Origin of the sequence: Paenibacillus hemerocallicola (assembly GCF_006265175.1) — a bacterium.
Lineage (GTDB): Bacteria > Bacillota > Bacilli > Paenibacillales > NBRC-103111 > Paenibacillus_AB > Paenibacillus_AB hemerocallicola.
The window spans coordinates 103391-119695 of record NZ_VDCQ01000019.1 but is presented as its reverse complement, the minus strand read 5'-3'; the positions used below and the strand labels follow the sequence as shown (position 1 = coordinate 119695).

14 protein-coding genes and 1 riboswitch are annotated in these 16305 nt (G+C 58.9%); of the genes, 1 reads left to right on the top strand and 13 read right to left on the bottom strand.

Going from position 1 to position 16305, the window contains the following annotated elements:
- Positions 1–374: 374 nt before the first annotated feature.
- From FE784_RS15580 to FE784_RS15560, 5 genes are all read right to left on the bottom strand, one after another.
- Complete coding sequence (locus FE784_RS15580) at positions 375–1439, bottom strand: aldo/keto reductase (protein ID WP_139603131.1); 1065 nt, start codon at positions 1437–1439, stop codon at positions 375–377.
- A 217-nt stretch (positions 1440–1656) separates the two neighbouring features.
- The gene (locus FE784_RS15575; RefSeq protein WP_139603130.1) at positions 1657–2517 is read right to left on the bottom strand and encodes an ABC transporter ATP-binding protein; all 861 of its coding nucleotides are present in this window, start codon (positions 2515–2517) and stop codon (positions 1657–1659) included.
- Between the two features lie 89 nt (positions 2518–2606).
- Positions 2607–3659: a FecCD family ABC transporter permease gene (locus FE784_RS15570; protein WP_139603129.1), complete on the bottom strand. Its 1053-nt coding sequence runs from the start codon at positions 3657–3659 to the stop codon at positions 2607–2609.
- Positions 3656–4663, bottom strand: a complete 1008-nt coding sequence (locus tag FE784_RS15565; protein ID WP_139603128.1) for a FecCD family ABC transporter permease — start codon at positions 4661–4663, stop codon at positions 3656–3658. Before FE784_RS15565 ends, FE784_RS15570 begins: the two co-directional genes overlap by 4 nt.
- 85 nt (positions 4664–4748) lie before the next feature.
- Positions 4749–5771, bottom strand: a complete 1023-nt coding sequence (locus FE784_RS15560; protein WP_139603127.1) for an ABC transporter substrate-binding protein — start codon at positions 5769–5771, stop codon at positions 4749–4751.
- Positions 5772–5931: 160 nt separating this feature from the next.
- On the opposite strand from FE784_RS15560, the gene FE784_RS15555 reads away from it, so the two are divergent.
- Positions 5932–7542 carry a helix-turn-helix domain-containing protein gene (locus FE784_RS15555; protein ID WP_139603126.1) on the top strand — a complete coding sequence of 537 codons (1611 nt, stop codon included), beginning with the start codon at positions 5932–5934 and terminating at the stop codon, positions 7540–7542.
- 95 nt (positions 7543–7637) lie between these two features.
- Here FE784_RS15555 and FE784_RS15550 read toward each other — a convergent pair whose 3' ends face one another.
- The 8 genes from FE784_RS15550 to FE784_RS15515 all read right to left on the bottom strand — a co-directional run bounded on the left by FE784_RS15550 (position 7638) and on the right by FE784_RS15515 (position 16089).
- Positions 7638–9197 carry a sensor domain-containing diguanylate cyclase gene (locus FE784_RS15550; protein ID WP_139603125.1) on the bottom strand — a complete coding sequence of 520 codons (1560 nt, stop codon included), beginning with the start codon at positions 9195–9197 and terminating at the stop codon, positions 7638–7640.
- 463 nt (positions 9198–9660) lie between these two features.
- Positions 9661–11361, bottom strand: a complete 1701-nt coding sequence (locus tag FE784_RS15545; RefSeq protein ID WP_139603124.1) for a ribulokinase — start codon at positions 11359–11361, stop codon at positions 9661–9663.
- Between the two features lie 20 nt (positions 11362–11381).
- The gene (locus FE784_RS15540; RefSeq protein WP_139603123.1) at positions 11382–13175 is read right to left on the bottom strand and encodes an L-fucose isomerase; all 1794 of its coding nucleotides are present in this window, start codon (positions 13173–13175) and stop codon (positions 11382–11384) included.
- Positions 13176–13463: 288 nt separating this feature from the next.
- Complete coding sequence (locus tag FE784_RS15535; protein WP_139603122.1) at positions 13464–13727, bottom strand: hypothetical protein; 264 nt, start codon at positions 13725–13727, stop codon at positions 13464–13466.
- A 1-nt stretch (position 13728) separates the two neighbouring features.
- Complete coding sequence (locus FE784_RS42420; protein WP_139603121.1) at positions 13729–14037, bottom strand: phytanoyl-CoA dioxygenase family protein; 309 nt, start codon at positions 14035–14037, stop codon at positions 13729–13731.
- Complete coding sequence (gene purN / locus FE784_RS15525) at positions 13968–14567, bottom strand: phosphoribosylglycinamide formyltransferase (RefSeq protein ID WP_246132040.1); 600 nt, start codon at positions 14565–14567, stop codon at positions 13968–13970. Before purN ends, FE784_RS42420 begins: the two co-directional genes overlap by 70 nt.
- A gap of 2 nt (positions 14568–14569) precedes the next feature.
- A complete protein-coding gene (locus FE784_RS15520) occupies positions 14570–15223 on the bottom strand; it encodes a cyclodeaminase/cyclohydrolase family protein (RefSeq protein ID WP_139603119.1) in 654 nt (217 codons plus the stop codon).
- Complete coding sequence (locus FE784_RS15515) at positions 15220–16089, bottom strand: bifunctional 5,10-methylenetetrahydrofolate dehydrogenase/5,10-methenyltetrahydrofolate cyclohydrolase (protein WP_139603118.1); 870 nt, start codon at positions 16087–16089, stop codon at positions 15220–15222. The genes FE784_RS15520 and FE784_RS15515 overlap by 4 nt, the downstream gene beginning before the upstream one ends.
- A 91-nt stretch (positions 16090–16180) precedes the next feature.
- A riboswitch (ZMP/ZTP riboswitch) is annotated at positions 16181–16263 on the bottom strand.
- Positions 16264–16305 lie beyond the last annotated feature (42 nt).

Below are 16305 nucleotides of genomic sequence, written 5' to 3'. Positions count from 1 at the left end.
AACACTTTTCCTCTATTGCCTGTGTTTCCAGATAGTTCATGGAAATAAAAGAACGATGTTCCGTTAAACCGTACGTTTTGGGAATCAAAGCCCTATATAGGCAAAATAGCGGAAAGCCGCTCCGTTATTCTGCTCGCGCCGCCTAGATGGAAGTAAATAACGTACTTCAGCTCCGCTACTTATCCGACTCAAGCAGCTCGACGAGCGTTAGCTAGCATTTTCTTGTATAACTGCCATTTCCGCTGCAAGTTAAAGAGGTTACGGCAAACCTATGGATAACTTGGATGCGCAAATGAACATATGCAACAGCTTCGCACTATGCCGGCTAAGGCTAAGCAGCACAATGGCTGCCCCCCTTTTCGGAGCGCTCCGTCTCAAGCCCGGTCGTGGCCGCCGTCCAACGCTTCGCGCACCCGTTCGAGCTGTGCCGGATCGAGGGCGAGCTTGCCTGCCGCCGCATTCGATTCCAGCTGCTTGATCGTCGAGGAGGACGGAATAAGCGGCCCCATGCCGGGCAGCGTCAACATATACGCCATCACAAGCTGACTGAGCTCAACGCCCCACTCGCGTCCGAGCTCGGCCAAACGGCTCAGCTTCCGCGACGTGTCCGCATCGATTTGCCAATCTCCTTCATCGTACCGCCGGTCTCCCGGCCCTACCTTCGCCGCGTCCAAATACCGGTCCGTCAACAGGCCCCGCGCAAGCGGACTCCACGGCACGAACGAGATGCCGTTGTCGGCCGCATGCCCGAGTACGCCTACCCGCTCGGACTGTTCGCCGTACAGGACGTCGAACTGGTTCTGCACCGCGGCGATCCTGCATCGGACCGAGATTGAAGCTTCGTCGGCTATCCGGCGGTACAGCTCCAACTGGTCGACCGTAAAGTTGGAAACGGCGAAATAGCGCACTTTCCCGGCTCTGATCAAATCCTCGACGGCAGCCAAACTCTCCTCTGCAGGCGAATGCGGGTCAAAGCCATGGAAATACAATACGTCGATCCAATCGGTCTGCAGTCTGGTTAAGCTCGCTTCTACCGAGTCGAGTATATTGGAGCGGGACAGGCCGCCATGATTCGGGGTCGTTCCGTCCATACCGCCGAACAGCTTCGTCGCCAGCAGGATATCGCGCCGGTGGGCCGCGTTCGCCGCAAACCATCTCCCGATGACCCGTTCGGAATTGCCGGAGCCGAGATTGTACCGGTTCGCCGTGTCCCAGAACGTGACTCCCAGCTCCAGAGCCTTGTCGAATATCGCGAAAGCGTCCGACTCCCCGACACGGGAACCGTCTCCCGTCTCCGGAAGCCCGACTTTCCAAGTGCCTAGCCCGATATTCGAAACTTGCAGTCCTGTCTGCCCAAGTCTTCTATAGGGCATCCCGTTGAATTCGGTCGTTCGGAACGGAACGTTGTACAGCGCCGGGTTCGGCGTCAATGCATCCATCCTCAATGCCTCCTCGCGTCCAGAAGTTGTATTGTACCTGCACATATTATCCATAACGATCATACCACAACCGCTGCAACGAGTCATGGACACCGGCTTTGTTGTATAGCGCCGACCCTAAGGGTTCCGGGATATGTCAAGAAGTGAATGCCGTTTCTGTTGAAGCGGAGATCCTCGTATTGTTACCGGTCGGGTTGCTCCCCCCATCGCTCCTCATTCAGCTGATGGCTCCGTGCGGCTCCCGGCTGCTGTCTGCCGTCTTGCTCCCGATCCGAGGAGCAAGGATCCGCCCTTTGCCGTGGGGCACGCAGACGGGAGTCCCGAACAACGGATCGGCGCCGATTTCGCATTCCATGCCGAATACGTCCCGGATCATCTCCTTCGTCATCATGTCCTCGGGCAAGCCTTGCGAATGGACTCCCATGTCGTGCACGGCGATCATGTGGTGCGCGTACCGGCACGCCAAGTTCAGGTCGTGCAGCACCATGACGATCGTACGGCCCTCCTGCATGTTCAAATCGTAGAGCAAGTCCAATATTTCCACTTGATGGGCCAAATCGAGATAGGTGGTCGGCTCGTCGAGCAGCAGCAGGTCGGTATCCTGCGCCAGCGTCATCGCGATCCAGGCCCGCTGCCGCTGCCCGCCCGAGAGCGAATCGACGGGTCTGCCCGTCATGCTCTCGAGATGCGTCGCTTTTAAAGCTTTCATCACGCTTCGCTCGTCTTCTTCCGACCATTGCCGGAACATGCTTTGATACGGGTATCGGCCCAGCTTCACCAGCTGCAGGACGGTCAAACCTTCGGGAAGCGGCGGGCCCTGCGGCAGAACGGCCATCTGTTTGGCGACTTCCTTCGTGGACTGTTGCGCAATGCTGCGTCCGTTCAAGACGATATCGCCCCGCGCCGGCTTCAACAAGCGCGCGAACGAACGGAGCAGTGTCGATTTTCCACAGCCGTTGCTTCCGATGAAGATCGTGATTTTACCATGCGGGATTTGCAAGTCCAGCTGATCGATAATGGTGGTGTCTCCGTAACCAAGCGACAGCGCGCGCGCGGACAATGCGCTTGTTTCCCTCATATCTCCTGCATCCCTTGTGTCCCTTGCATCCCTCGTGTCCCTCGTGTCCAACGCATCCATCGCGCCTCCATCCCCTCCCCCGCCTCCGACTAGGCCTGCTTCTTCTTCACCTTCACGAGCATGTACAGAAAAAACGGCGCTCCGAGCAAAGCGGTAAACACGCCAGCCGGCACGTCCCGCGGAGCAAATACCGTACGTCCGACCAAATCGGCCGCCACAAGCAGTACCGCGCCCACAATGGCCGAGCAGACCATCAACACGCCGTGGGAGCCTCCGACCAAGCGGCGGGACATATGCGGCGCCATCAGCCCGATAAACCCGATGCCGCCGACGAACGCTACGGCCGAGCCCGCCAGTCCGGCGGCGGTAAAGATGAGCGCGAACCGCTGCAGCTGCATTCGGCCGCCAAGCGCGATCGGCAAATCATTGCCGAGCACCTGCACGTCCATCCTCCGGACGAGTACGGCCAATACGGGCAGCAGGACGAGCAGCCATGGCGCGAAATAACGCACCGTGCTCCAGTTCGCCCCGTACACCGTGCCCGTGATCCATATTTTCGCCTGGCTGGCGACAATGATCGGGCTGAAGATGAGGAACAGCGTCTTGAACGCTTCCAGGAGTGCGGTCACTCCGAGTCCGACGAGAATCATCCTCATCGGCGAGACGCCCTTCTTCCACGCCGCGACATAAATAAATACGGCAACGGCCGCAGCCCCGGCAAAAGCGAATAACGGCATCCACAAGACGCTTGTCTTCACTTGAAAAATAGCCAGGTATAACACCGCCATCATCGCCGCACCGCTCGTTATGCCGATTACGTCGGGGGAGGCGAGCGGGTTGCGGACGACGGCTTGCAGAATCGTCCCGGCCAACGCCAACGCCATTCCGGCCAGCACGGCCACCAGCAGACGGGGCATGCGAAAATTCCAAATAACGGTCGTTTCCATCGCCTCGCCGCGGGGCCCGGCCAGCAACACTTGAATCGTACGGAGCGGCGACATGGACATCGTCCCGAATCCTATGCTTACAATGGCGAGAACGAGAAGCAGCGCCAGAAGAGCCAGAATGACCCCGATCGCCTTCTTCTCGAACAGAAACGATAGCCTGAGAGGCTTTGCCCGGATCGTCCAATACCGGTTCATGTCGATTTCGTCATCTCCTTGCGGGCCATATAGATGAAGAAGGGGGCGCCGATAATGGCCGTCAGCACCCCTACCGGAACTTCTCTCGGGAAAACGATAAATCTGGCGGCAATATCGGCCGCGACCAACAAAACGGCACCCAGCACGGCGCTGTATGGCAGCACCCAGCGATGATCGATTCCGACCAATCCTCGGACGATGTGGGGAATGACCAGCCCGACGAAGCCGATCGGCCCGGCCACGGATACGGCCCCTCCAGCCAGAAGCACCACGGTCAGCAAGGAAGCGAGCTTAACGCGAAACGTATTCTGCCCCACACCTTTGGCGACATCCTCGCCGACGGAAATGACGTTCAGCGCTCCGCCCAGCCCGCAGGCGAAAACGAAGCCGACGAAGAAGAAGGGCAGCACCGGTACGACTTGCTCCAGCTTCCGTCCTTCCACGGAGCCGATCAGCCAGAAAAATACATGGTCCAAAGTTTTCTCGTCGGCGATAAGCAGAGCGGACGAGAACGAGGTAAACAAAGCCGCCATCGTCGCTCCGGCGAGTGTCAGCTTCAGCGGGGTCATTCCTTCGCGGCCGACGGAGCCTACCAGATAAACGGATACGGCAGCAGCCGCGGCACCCGCCAAAGCAAACCAGATCAGTTGGCTCTGTCCGGAGACGGACAAGAGGGAGACCCCCGCTACGACAAAAAAGCCCGCGCCCGCATTGACGCCGAGAACGCCGGGAGAAGCCATAGGGTTTCGGGTCAATGCCTGCATAATCGCCCCAGACACGGCCAGAGCGGCGCCGACCATAGTTGCGACCACTGCCCTCGGCATTCTTACTTCGCGTATGATCACGTGCTCGTTCGAGCCGTCGAACTGGATATAGGCACCGATGAATGTCCGCCAGGTCGTATCGGCGTAACCGTACACGTTGCTTGCCAGAAAAAGCCCCGCGAGCAGAAGCAGGCAGAGCGGAAAAAGCGCCGATTTCCATATGTGCTTTTGAATGATCATATGCCGTGACCCTCTCCATCGTTCAAGCCGCTCCCGGACCACCGCGATCCGGGCTGCGGGCTTTCGCGGCTTTCGTCTCGCGAATTTACTTGAGCAAATATTTCGCCAGATCGTCCAGCATCAGGTTCGCCGAAATTATCCCGCCGGACGAATTCCATATGCCGTCGTCGACCTTGAACGCCCTTCCTTTCTTGACTGCGTCCAAGTTTTTCCACAGCGTGTCCTGCAGCCACATATTTTCCGTTTTCGTCGTTTCGCCTTTATCGTCCAGCAAGGTGAAGTAGAAGACGATATCGCCGTCGGCATCCGGGATGCGCTCTTTGCCGATAATGTCGGCGAATGTATCTTTATCCTGAACGGCCGGACGCTTCAGCCCCACTTTCTTAAGAATTCCGCCGGGAAATGTGTCATTATAATAGATGCGGACTTTGTCTCCCAAATAAAACCGGACAAGCGATACTTTCGTATTGATTTTATCGCCGAGCTGTTTCTTCAAATCTTCGGCCCGCTTGTCGAACTCGGCAAGTTTTTTCTCTCCGTCGGCTTTTTTGTTCAGCGCTTCCGCATACACCTTGAAGTTGATGAACGTATCGGAATTCGTCCGTTCGGAGAATACGGTAGGAGCGATGCTGGACAACTGACCGTATATTTTCTCCTGACGCAGCTTGTTGCCGATAATGAGGTCCGGCTTCAGCGCCGCGATCGCCTCGAGGTTGGGCTGATTTTCGTCGCCCACGATTTGTACGCCGGTCAGTTGGTCTTTCAGATGCGCGTACATCGGCTCCGTGCCCCATGCTTTGACCATGCCTACCGGCTTGAATCCGAGCGTTAGCGCCGCTTCTACGGCGTCGTTGACAAGCACTACGACTCTCTTCGGAGTTTCTTTGATCGCAGTCTCGCCCATGACATGCTTGACCGTATAGGGAACGCCCGCCTCCGGCTGTTTGCCCTGCCCTCCCGTCGGGGGTTGCGCCGCGGGCTGACTGCCGCCCGTACTGCCGGGGGATGTCGTCGACGAGGCGGCGCCTCCGCATGCCGATAAAGCAAGCACCATAGCCAGCAACAGCAGCGGCAGCGCTGCCGGAAAAGATTTGAAATGCCGAGTCATTGTTGTTTCTCTCCCTTTTATATGATAATGATTCTTGTTATCATTGATAGTGTATAGCATGTCCGATTGTAACGTCCATGACCTGTAGTATCCTTTTTGTTATCCGATTCTACCTCTGCCTTCATCCGCTACCGCACCCATTGGGAGGAGTTGCAACTGTATGACCGCATTACCGTCTCACGGAAAAAAACGCACGCTTTTGCTGCTATCTTCGATCCGCAAATTCCGTCAGTGGAACACCTACGTTTTGCGACGACATCCCGTCCCCGCTCCGATGCTCTGCTTCGTCGTCGAAGGCAAAGGAACGCTATACGTGAACGACGCGGCCTGCCCCCTTGAGCCTCGCCGGTTATATTACATTCCCCCCGGTACGACTGCGAAAGCATCTTCGGATAACGAAGCCGGAGAGTATTATGTCCTTATAGCGAGAACGATAGCTCTCTCCAGATGCAAAGGTAGTTGGGGCGTTTCGGAGGCTTCGGAGGCAACATGCCTGCCGCTTCATTCCGGGCTGGTCGGTGTCCGTGACACGGAGCGGGTCCTTTCCAGAATAGAAGAGCTTTACGAAACGGCGAAAAGCGGTACGGCGTCAACCCGTCCCGATCCGGATTTGCTGCTGCAGTCCTTGATCGAATATGTCATGCGCGATTTGTCCGAGCAAGCTGCCGAGCGTGAAGCCGAACAACAAGCGGGGCAGGAAGCCGGCCGAGCGTCGGACGGCGGCATAGATCCTTGCGTCGTTTACATGCATCGGCATTATACCGAGAAAATGAGCCGGGAAACGCTGGCCGATATCGCGGGGCTTACCCCGAACGCGTTTTGCCGCAGCTTCAAGAGGACGATCGGCCTGTCTCCCACCGATTATTTGAACAAAGTCCGGATCGATCGGGCCAAGGAGCGCTTATCGCCGGACAGCTCCGTCAAGGAGGTGGCGGCTTCCGTCGGATACGGCAGCGAATATTATTTCAGCCGCATTTTCAAGAAGACGGTCGGTCTTTCCCCCACGCTCTTCATCAAAAGAGAGCGGCTGAGAGTAGCCGTCGCATCCCGCTGCGGCTTCCATGACAACCTTGCTTCGATGGGAGTAGCGCCCGCGGCCGCCGTCGACTGCTACAAATATCCGGGAATGGACGACGCCGAATACAATAGGCGACTCCAATCGCAGCTAGGTCAGCTTCGGCTCGTCAAGCCCGACTTGATTATCGCCGATTATTTCCACCACGGGCTGTACGATTCGTTGAAGCAAATCGCTCCCTGCGTTGTTCTGAAGCACCACCTGGATTGGCGCGTCACGCATACGAATATAGCCGGGCTGGTCGGCCGCGAAAAGGAAGCCGACAGCACGTTCCGGGAGCTGGAGGAGCGTACGACGGAAGCTAGCCGCCGCTTGCGAAGCTCGGACCGCCTCGGAAGTGTAGCCGTCATGCAGCTGCTGCCGACAGTCATTCGCCTTCAAGGCTCGGTCAATCATCCGCTGAACGAACTGCTGTATGCCGAGCTCGGATTGGAGCCCGGCGCCGCGGTTCCGCGCAATAAAATGAGGGAGGAATGGGTTGCCGACGTATCGCCGGACGAGCTTCCCGATCCGGAATCCGACTATTTGTTCGTCTACACGCCCGGTGGCCGGAAAGAAATCGGGAAAGGCACCGGCAAATGGAGAGGGGCCGTACAGACGCGGCTCATACCGAATTGGTTGTCCATGAGCTGGACGCCTCAAGGGCGAAACGCCATTATCGACGAAGTCATCGAGTCGTTTGCGGGAGCGCGGTGAACGAACGCATGCAAAAAAGGAGGGGCTCCGCTCCCCTCCTGACCTATTGCCTCGATCGCGAAAGGACGATTCGGCGTTGCGACAGCCGACTTCCGCTAGCCCGTCTCCACCCGGTTTCGTCCCAGACGCTTGGCCCGGTACAGCGCCTCGTCGGCCAACCGGAACAACATCTCGGCTTCGGCGGCCGAGTCCGGGTAGGCGGACAACCCGATGGACACCGTAACCGGCTTCCCGGTAGGACTCGCATTCTGCTCCAGGCTGGCCCGTATCGTTTCCGCATGCACGGCCGCTTCTTTACGCGTCGTTCCAGGCATGAGGACGACGAATTCCTCCCCGCCGAACCGGCAGCAGACGTGCTCCCGTTTCGTATTCGCTCTGACCGTTTGCGAGAAATATTTGAGCACCTCGTCTCCCGCATCGTGTCCATACGTATCGTTCACTTGCTTGAAATGATCCAAATCGAGAACCATCAAACAGAACGGAACTTGTTCGGCCAACCACACTTTCGTATAGTGATCCATCACTCTGCGGTTGAACAGGCCGGTTAGCGGATCCGTATGCGCCTCCAGCAGCAAGCTGTCGAACTCGTGGCGAACCTGATTGACCGCGATCGTCATCGCCCCATAAAGCTTGTTCGCCTCATAGTTCCAATCGTGAATGCGCGGGAACGGCTCATGCGCGGCGGTCCGGTATGACAGGCGGGCAGCGTAGCGAGCCAGCTTGACAAGCGGCTCCGACACTTTGCCGATCAGCAAATAAATAAGCAGCAGAACGGCGAGCATGATCGGAATCGTGTACACCGCTATTCCCATAATCTGCTTCTTGGAATCGGACAGCACCGCGTCTGTAGGGGTCTGCGAAACGACTCCCCAGCCGACGCCCTTCAGCGCCGTGTAGCTGGCGAGCATGTCGACGCCGTGCGTATTGACGAGGCGCCGTTCGCCGGATTTCCCTCTCATCAGATCCTGCACGGCTTCATTTTCTGCCACCCTCTCCCCGATGCGTCTTCGATCCGGATGGTACAGTATATTTCCCGAGGAGCTTACGACGAAAACGTACGAACCGCTGGCGGCGCTCGGCACACCCGTCAAAATCCGGCTGAGCAGGTTTTGCTCCTGAAGGCGGATCGATCCGCCGAGAAATCCCCGGTACGCCCCCTTCTCGTCGAACAACGGCTCGCTGACCAAGACGATCAGTCTGTTGCCCGTGCTTATATAAGGCTCCGACACCAGCGGACGCTTTTCCCTGAGCGACTGAGTGACGCCCGCGCTTTCCATCTTCTGTCCCAACATTTCGAAGTTGCCCGGAAAGCCGTGCAAAAGGATGCCGTTCTCATCGACCAGCACGACGGAATTGAAGTCGGGATGGTTGAGCAGAAACAATTCCAATATTTCGGCGGCGTCCGTCCTATCCTGCTTGCGCATCAAATAGCGCCCGGTCTCGGACAAGCTTGTTTTCAATGTAACGAACAATCCGTCGACCGAATCGGCGATCCGGTCGGAATTGATTTTATTCATTTCCAGCGTAATTCGGGTAAGCGATTTCTTCTCGTTCCGGTATGCGATAATCATACTCGCTACAAGTGTCGTCAGTCCGGACAAAATGACTAGAATGCTGACCATGAGTTGGAGTGTTAGTCCTTTTCTTCGATCCATGACGAATCCCTCTTCGCAATGAAAGTTGATGTAGCATATTCGACACGATTCGACTATCTCCTTCTCGATCTCATCTAATTTTGCACGAACAGCATTGCCCGTCAATCCATGAAGTCCGGCCTGGCAGCCGGAAAATACCGTTAACCGATTCGGTTTTATGCCCGGTTTCGAGATACCGTTGAAACACTTCCTTCATGATTCCCCTGGCGATAGCTTGCCGATTCGCAAAAAACCGCCGAAGCCCTGGTAAAGGCTCCGGCGGTTCGATCCGGCGACTCCGTCGGAAACGGACGTCGCAGTAATACTCGAGCATGCTCCTCCAAACGCTGGGCCTATGCTCGTACTCACGCTCATGCACTAGCTCCACTTGCGCTTTTCGCTCATGCTCCAACTCCGATATACAAGCGCTCTCGCCCGTGCACCAATACCGCACAAGCGCACTCCCCTGAGCTCGCATTTCCGCTCAAGCTTGCGTCCGCTCCGCGACGACCGCGCTTTTGGCGCGTTCCTTCAGCTTGCGCAAATTGTGCATGACGCCGTTCGCGCTTCTGCCGAAGAAGTCGTGCAGCACCAAGTATTCCGCATACAGCTCTTCATAAATCCGCACATGGTCCGGATTCGGCTTGTACGTCCGCTTCACGGGCGGGGCCATCCGGGCGGCCGCTTCCGCGAGCGAGTCGAAGCCGCCGCCGGCCGATCCCGCCGCTACCGCCCCCATCATCGCCGAGCCTAGAGCGGTCGACTGCTCTGCGGCCGGGATGTCGATCGGCTTGCCGGTCACGTCGGCATAGATCTGCATCAGCAGCGGGTTGCGCTGAGGAATGCCGCCGTTAGCCGCTACTACGTCGACCGGGATGCCGCTCTTCTCGAACGCTTCGATGACCCGCTTCGTACCGAAGGCGGTCGCCTCCAGCAGCGCCCGGTAAATCTCCTCCGGCTTCGTGTGCAGCTTGAGACCCACGATCAGCCCGCTCAAGCTCTCGTCGGCAAGCACCGACCGGTTGCCGTTCCACCAATCGAGCGCGAGCAAGCCGCTCTCTCCCGGCGCCAGCGCTTCCGCGGCACGGCCGAGCCAATCGAATACGGATATGCCCTCCCGGGCTGCGGCATCGCGGACGTAAGCGGGTACTCCCTGCTCGACGAACCAGGCGAACAAGTCGCCGACAGCCGGCTGCCCGGCTTCATAGCCGAAGTAGCCGGGGACGATGCCGTCCTCGACAACGCCGCGGATGCCTTCTACAGGCTGCTCCGTATCGGCAATGAGCATATGGCACAGCGACGTTCCCATCGCCAGTACCATCGTCCCCGGCGCAACGACGCCGACGCCCGGTACGGCCGCGTGCGCGTCAATGATCGCGGCGGCGACCGGGGTACCCGGCTTCAGGCCGGTCAGGCGCGCCATCTCCGCCGTAAGCTCGCCCGCCTTCGTTCCGGAGGCGACGACTTCGCCGCGCAGCTTCGTCTCGGCGAGCCGCTCCAGGCGCGGATCGGCCGCCTTCAAATAGTCGGGGGCAGGAAAGCCCTCCGTCTTGTGCCACGTTCCTTTGTACCCGGCGGCGCAGCTGTTCCGCTTGAGCGTCCCGGTCATCTCCCAGACGAGCCAGTCAGCCGCTTCCACGAAACGGTCGGCCGCCGCGTAGACGTCCGGATCCTCGCGCAGCGTCTGGGCCACCTTCGGCAGCATCCATTCGGACGACAAGCTGCCGCCATAACGGCTCAGGAACGTTTCCCCGCGCGCTTCCGCCAGCTCGTTCAGCCGATCCGCATCTTCCTGCGCGGCATGATGCTTCCACAGCTTCACCCAAGCGTGCGGCCGATGCTTCCAAGCGTCCTGGAAGCAAAGCGGGACGTTTCGCTCGTCGATCGGCAAAATCGTGCAGGCCGTAAAGTCGATCCCGACACCGATCACCTCGTCGGCGGATACGCCGGACAACCGCAGCGCTTCCGGCACCGACCGGCGCAGCACCTCGACATAGTCGTCGGGATGCTGCAACGCCCAATCGGTTCCGAGTTTCACTCCGCCCTCGGGCAGCTCCTTGTCCATAACCCCGTGCGGATAAGGGGTGACGTGCGACGCCAGCACGCGGCCGTCTCTCGTATCGACGATCAAAGCCCGACCGGACTCGGTACCGTAGTCGATGCCGATCGCATAAGTTCCTTTCATGCTTCACCGTTCCTCTCGAATCATTTATACAACGGCCCGTATACGCCGCATGCGCGGTAGTCCGCCCCTTCCGGGTCGCTCGTGCCGAATGCGCTCCATGCCGCCGGACGGAATACACGATCTCCCGGCACGTTGTGCATGCTGACCGGTATGCGCAGCATCGAGGCCAGCGTAATCAAGTCTCCGCCGATGTGGCCGAAGCTGACCGCGCAGTGGTTCGAGCCCCAATTGTTCATGACGGAATACACGTCCTGGAACGCGCCTTCACCGGTCAAGTTCGGCACGAACCAAGTGGTCGGCCAAGTTTGGTCCGTCCTGCGGTCCAAAATGTCGTGGACGTCGTCGGGAAGCTCCACCGTGTAGCCTTCGGCGATTTGCAGCACGGGTCCTACGCCCGCGATCAGGTTGACGCGCGCCATGGTCGCCGGAATGCCGCCCTTCGTCGTAAAGTCGGTAGAAAAACCGCCTCCCCGGAAAAAGTCGATCGCCGGGCGCCATTGCGTCGCCTCGAGACAGGCTTGCGCTTCCTCTTCCGATATGTCCCAGAAAGGCTTGATCGCGGGCGTGCCGTCAGCGGATTTCTGGGCGCCGGTCCAATCGAGCGAGGCAGGACCCGAGTTGATCAGATGGATAACGCCGTTCTCCGCTCGTCCGGTCAGCTTCTTGCCCGTCACGCGTTCGACCGCGTCGGGGCTCCAGTAGGTGCGTACGTCGGCGAACAGCTGGGCCGCATTCGTCAGCAGGTGTCCGAACATCATCGTGACCGCATTCAACGTATCGTTCTCGGTGGACACTGTATAAGGCTCGCGGATTCCGTTCCAATCGAACGAAGTCGTCAAGATCGCTTCCATGAAATCGCCGGTCGGGAAATAGTCCGTCCACGCGCGCTGCCCTTGGAAGCCCGCGGCGATCGCATTGCGTCCGTGCGCTTCCTCGCCATAGCCCATCTCGGCCAGCTTCGGGTTGCCGACCATCAAATCGCGGGCGATCAGCGCCATTTTCACGACCGTTTGCCAGTCGCCGTCCTTTTGCTCCCGCGTTCTTTTCAGATGCGGCGGATTGACGTCCTCGCCTTCGCGGCAATTTTCCTTGACCCACTGAAGCGCTTTCTCATACTCGTCCTTGTCGTAGATGCCCATCTCGATCCGGCGCACGAATTCCGTCATATCGACATACTCGTTGCGCATGCCGAGGTAACGCTGAAAGAACGACTCGTCGGCGATACAGCCGGCAATTCCCATGGAGACGTTGCCCATCGACAAATACGATTTTCCGCGCAAAGTAGCGACGGCCAACGCCGATTTCGCGAATTGCAGCAGCTTGCCGGCCACGTCCGGCGTAATTTCTTTATCGCCCATATCCTGAACGTCCTTACCGTAAATGGCGAATGCCGGCAGTCCCTTCTGATTGTGCGCCGACATCGCGGCTGCCAAGTAAACCGCTCCCGGCCGTTCCGTTCCGTTAAAGCCCCAGATCGCCTTCGGGATCGTCGAATCGGTGTCGATCGTCTCCGTAGGATAACACCATGACGGAGTTACCGTAATCGATACGCCTACCCCTTCTCTCCGGAACTTCTCCGCCGCCTGCGCCGCTTCGGCCACCCCGCCGATCGTCGTATCGGCAATGACGCATTCGACCGGCTGCCCGCCCGAATGCTTCAGGTTGTCCGACAGCAGCCGCGCGACCGATCGTGCCATCTCCATCGTTACATTCTCCAACGATTCGCGGATTCCTCCTTGACGTCCGTCCAATACCGGGCGGATTCCGATTTTCGGCAAGCTTCCTTTGTAGCGGTTTACGAACGGTTGACTCATGTTCAGCGCCTCCTTTGAGTTAGGGTTATCGATAACATTCGACGAAATGCGAAACGTTTCGACTTCCCGGAGCATACGAAACCCGATTAAGGTTATCGATAACATTATCTTTTCGATATCAGTTTATTCCGAAAAACGAAAACGCGCAAGCTCTTTTTGCAGGTAACGCTTCATGGCGCAAACTGCGGTTTCCGAGAGTGGGCCCATCGCCTTTCATGCATGGATTTGCCCTAATGCAGTAGCCGACGCACAGTGAAGCTGATTTGCTTGGTAGTGAACCTGATTGCGCTATGTTGATCCTTTTTCCCCCAAAAGGAGTAGCAGGGAGCTCCGATCGGCCGGGTCCGCTCCGGCCATGTATGGGACGCCGCCCTCCGCGGCAAGCCATTCCGTACCGGTTTTCTTGTCCAGCAAAGAAAGGGAGACGGGAAACCCGTTCTCCGTTTTCCAGCGTCTCTCGATTTTACCGTTTCCCGCAACGAGCATCGTGCCGTCGAAGGAGATATAACAATCCTCGTATTCCTGCTTGCCCTGATTCATCAGCCTCCACAATTCAATCCCCAGCTTTGCGGACTTCCTCTATGCTGACGCGCTCGGCCGGATCTTTCGGCGTATGTCCTTTCGGCGCCTGTCCGATCCAACGGTCGTCCACTGGCTCGGAGGCGAGCCGGCAGCGGGTATCGCAGCCGATCCTGAACCGGTTCGTAGTGTTCTCCGTCGAGGAATGCAGCAGGTACATTCCGAAGAAGATCGCGTCCCCGGCGCGAAATCGCCATTGCGAACGGCTCGCCGCTACAGCACGATGTCCCCGCCCGCGATCCGCTGCAGCGTCTCCACATAGAACTCGTGCTCGCGCCGCAATACGCGCTCCGCCAACGTTTCTACCGTGTCATCGGCCATGACCGGCACGCGGCTTTGCGCCACAATCGGCCCCTCGTCATACTCCGAGTCCACCAGATGCACGGTTACTCCCGTTTCCCGTTCGCCTGCGGCGAGTACGGCTTCGTGCACGCGCCGGCCGTACATCCCGTGCCCGCCGAACTTGGGCAGGAGCGACGGGTGCAAGTTGACGATTCGGCCTGCGAAGGTACGAAGCGTACGCGGGCCCAGCTTCTTCATATATCCGGCCAATGCGATCAAGCCGACTTCATGGCGGAGCAGCGTTTCCAATATCGCTTGATCGAGCCGCGCTTCATCCGGGTATGCCTTCGAGCTGAGATGATAGGACGGGATATCCGCCGCTGCCGCCCTCTCCATAGCCCCCGATTGCGAATTGTTGCTGATGACGACGGCAACCGAGCCATCCAGCTTGCCGGCCGCGCAGGCGTCGATAATGGCTTGCGCGTTGGAGCCGCCGTGCGAAGCGAATAAGGCGATGTTCAGCTTGGACAAGCTTACCGACTTCCTTTCCATATGATGCCGCGCACGGCACCGACGGCCGCATGCTTCCGCTCCGCGCATTCCTGCAGCAGCCCGGTGGCGAGGGCGTCGTAGCGTTTTGCCGCCTCCTCGTCCTTCAAACCGGCCAAATTGATCTCCACGGTCAAGTAGGCGGAATTCGCGGAAGCCTCGAACAAGATCGCCCCGATGCCGAGGTCGGAGACGACGTTCGGATTGGCGGACGACGCGATGTCCGCCGTCAGCTTCAAAGCGTCGCGGCATACGCGCATCAGTCCGAGCGGCACCTCGATCGCCTGCAGGGAAGCGGCGTGAAGCGCCTCCCCCCGGACGCTTTTCTCTTCCTCCGTCGCCTTCGGCAGCTTCAAGGCGGCCATATAGCGGTCGAAGGATACAATGTCCGCCTCCAGCAAATCTTCGCAATCCCGGGTCCAGCCTTGCAAACGGGCTACCGCATCCTTCATCGCCGGTTCCGCAGCGGCGAATTTCGCTCCCTGCGTGAAGCCCGCGGTCATCGAGACCATCGCCGCGCCCAGCGCTCCGGCGAGCGCGGCCACGCTTCCCCCGCCGGGAGTCGGCGTCGCCGCTCCCGCTTCGTCCAGAAACGAGCGGATCGTCCGGTCGAACATGTCGCCTCTTGCTGTCGTCATAGGATCGTCTCCTTCTTCGCGGCCTGCGTTTGCAGACGAATCGCTTTCATCGCGTTTTCGAACAATAGGGCGGTCGTCAGCGTGCCGACTCCTCCCGGAACCGGAGAGACGGCCTCCGCCGCTTCGAACGCTTCGGGACTGACGTCGCCGGTTATGCTGCCGTCCTCTCTCTCGTTGATGCCGGCATCCACGACGACCGATGCGGGACGCAGCATGTCCGCCGTAATCAGTCCGGCGTGTCCGACCGCCGCAATGACGATATCGGCACGCTCGACATGACGCTTCAAATCAATCGTTCGGGAGTGGCACACCGTGACCGTCGCCTGCTCGCGCTGCAGCATATGGAACAAAGGCAGACCGACCGTTTGGCCCCGGCCGACAAGCGTGACGTTTTTCCCTTCCAGCGTATAGCCGTATGCTTGCAGCAGCCGAATACACGATTGCGGCGTAGCCGGATACAGGCCGGGCTCGCCCGTCATGACGGCAAGCTTGTTCGCCGGCGTCACGCCGTCTACGTCTTTGAGCGGATCGATGGCAGCGGCGACGTCCGATGCGGATATATGGCCGGGGAGCGGCAATTCCAGCATAATCCCATGCACCGACGCATCCCGGCTCCAGGCTTTTACGATGTCCAGCAGCTGTTCTTCCCGGGCGTCCGGCGGCATCGTCCTGCACTCGAATTCGATACCGAGCTTGCCCGCGATTTTCCGCTTCGTCTCCGCGTAATACGCCGAAGCCGGGTCTCCCTCGACCAGAAGGACGGCCACCTTCGGCACGATGCCTTCCGCCCTCCAATGCGCCGCTTCCTTCGCGACCTCCGCCCGCACTTGCTCGGCGGCATGCTTCGCAGTCAGCCATTTTCCCATGCCATCCACCCACCTGTCTCTTATATTTCCCAAACCGGCCGGACAAAAGAAAAAGCATCCGAAGCGTCCGCGCGAGGCGCGGCAGCTCCGGACACTTTACCCAGGCGAGCGGTTATGTCCGTTCCGCGCGCTCCCTCGTGGTACACCACCGATTCGCCAGTTACGCGCGGACTTCAATCTTCTTCCATCTTACCAAATTCGGTTGCAAAAGAGAAG

Bases quoted from the DNA above. Each gene is read 5' to 3' on its own strand.
- FE784_RS15575 (WP_139603130.1), bottom strand. From the start codon at position 2,517: ATGAGGGAAACAAGCGCATTGTCCGCGCGCGCGCTGTCGCTTGGTTAC.
- FE784_RS15580 (WP_139603131.1), bottom strand. From the start codon at position 1,439: ATGGATGCATTGACGCCGAACCCGGCGCTGTACAACGTTCCGTTCCGA.
- FE784_RS15555 (WP_139603126.1), top strand. From the start codon at position 5,932: ATGACCGCATTACCGTCTCACGGAAAAAAACGCACGCTTTTGCTGCTA.
- FE784_RS15565 (WP_139603128.1), bottom strand. From the start codon at position 4,663: ATGATCATTCAAAAGCACATATGGAAATCGGCGCTTTTTCCGCTCTGC.
- FE784_RS15550 (WP_139603125.1), bottom strand. From the start codon at position 9,197: ATGGATCGAAGAAAAGGACTAACACTCCAACTCATGGTCAGCATTCTA.
- FE784_RS15560 (WP_139603127.1), bottom strand. From the start codon at position 5,771: ATGACTCGGCATTTCAAATCTTTTCCGGCAGCGCTGCCGCTGCTGTTG.
- FE784_RS15515 (WP_139603118.1), bottom strand. From the start codon at position 16,089: ATGGGAAAATGGCTGACTGCGAAGCATGCCGCCGAGCAAGTGCGGGCG.
- FE784_RS15520 (WP_139603119.1), bottom strand. From the start codon at position 15,223: ATGACGACAGCAAGAGGCGACATGTTCGACCGGACGATCCGCTCGTTT.
- FE784_RS15545 (WP_139603124.1), bottom strand. From the start codon at position 11,361: ATGAAAGGAACTTATGCGATCGGCATCGACTACGGTACCGAGTCCGGT.
- FE784_RS15540 (WP_139603123.1), bottom strand. From the start codon at position 13,175: ATGAGTCAACCGTTCGTAAACCGCTACAAAGGAAGCTTGCCGAAAATC.
- FE784_RS15570 (WP_139603129.1), bottom strand. From the start codon at position 3,659: ATGAACCGGTATTGGACGATCCGGGCAAAGCCTCTCAGGCTATCGTTT.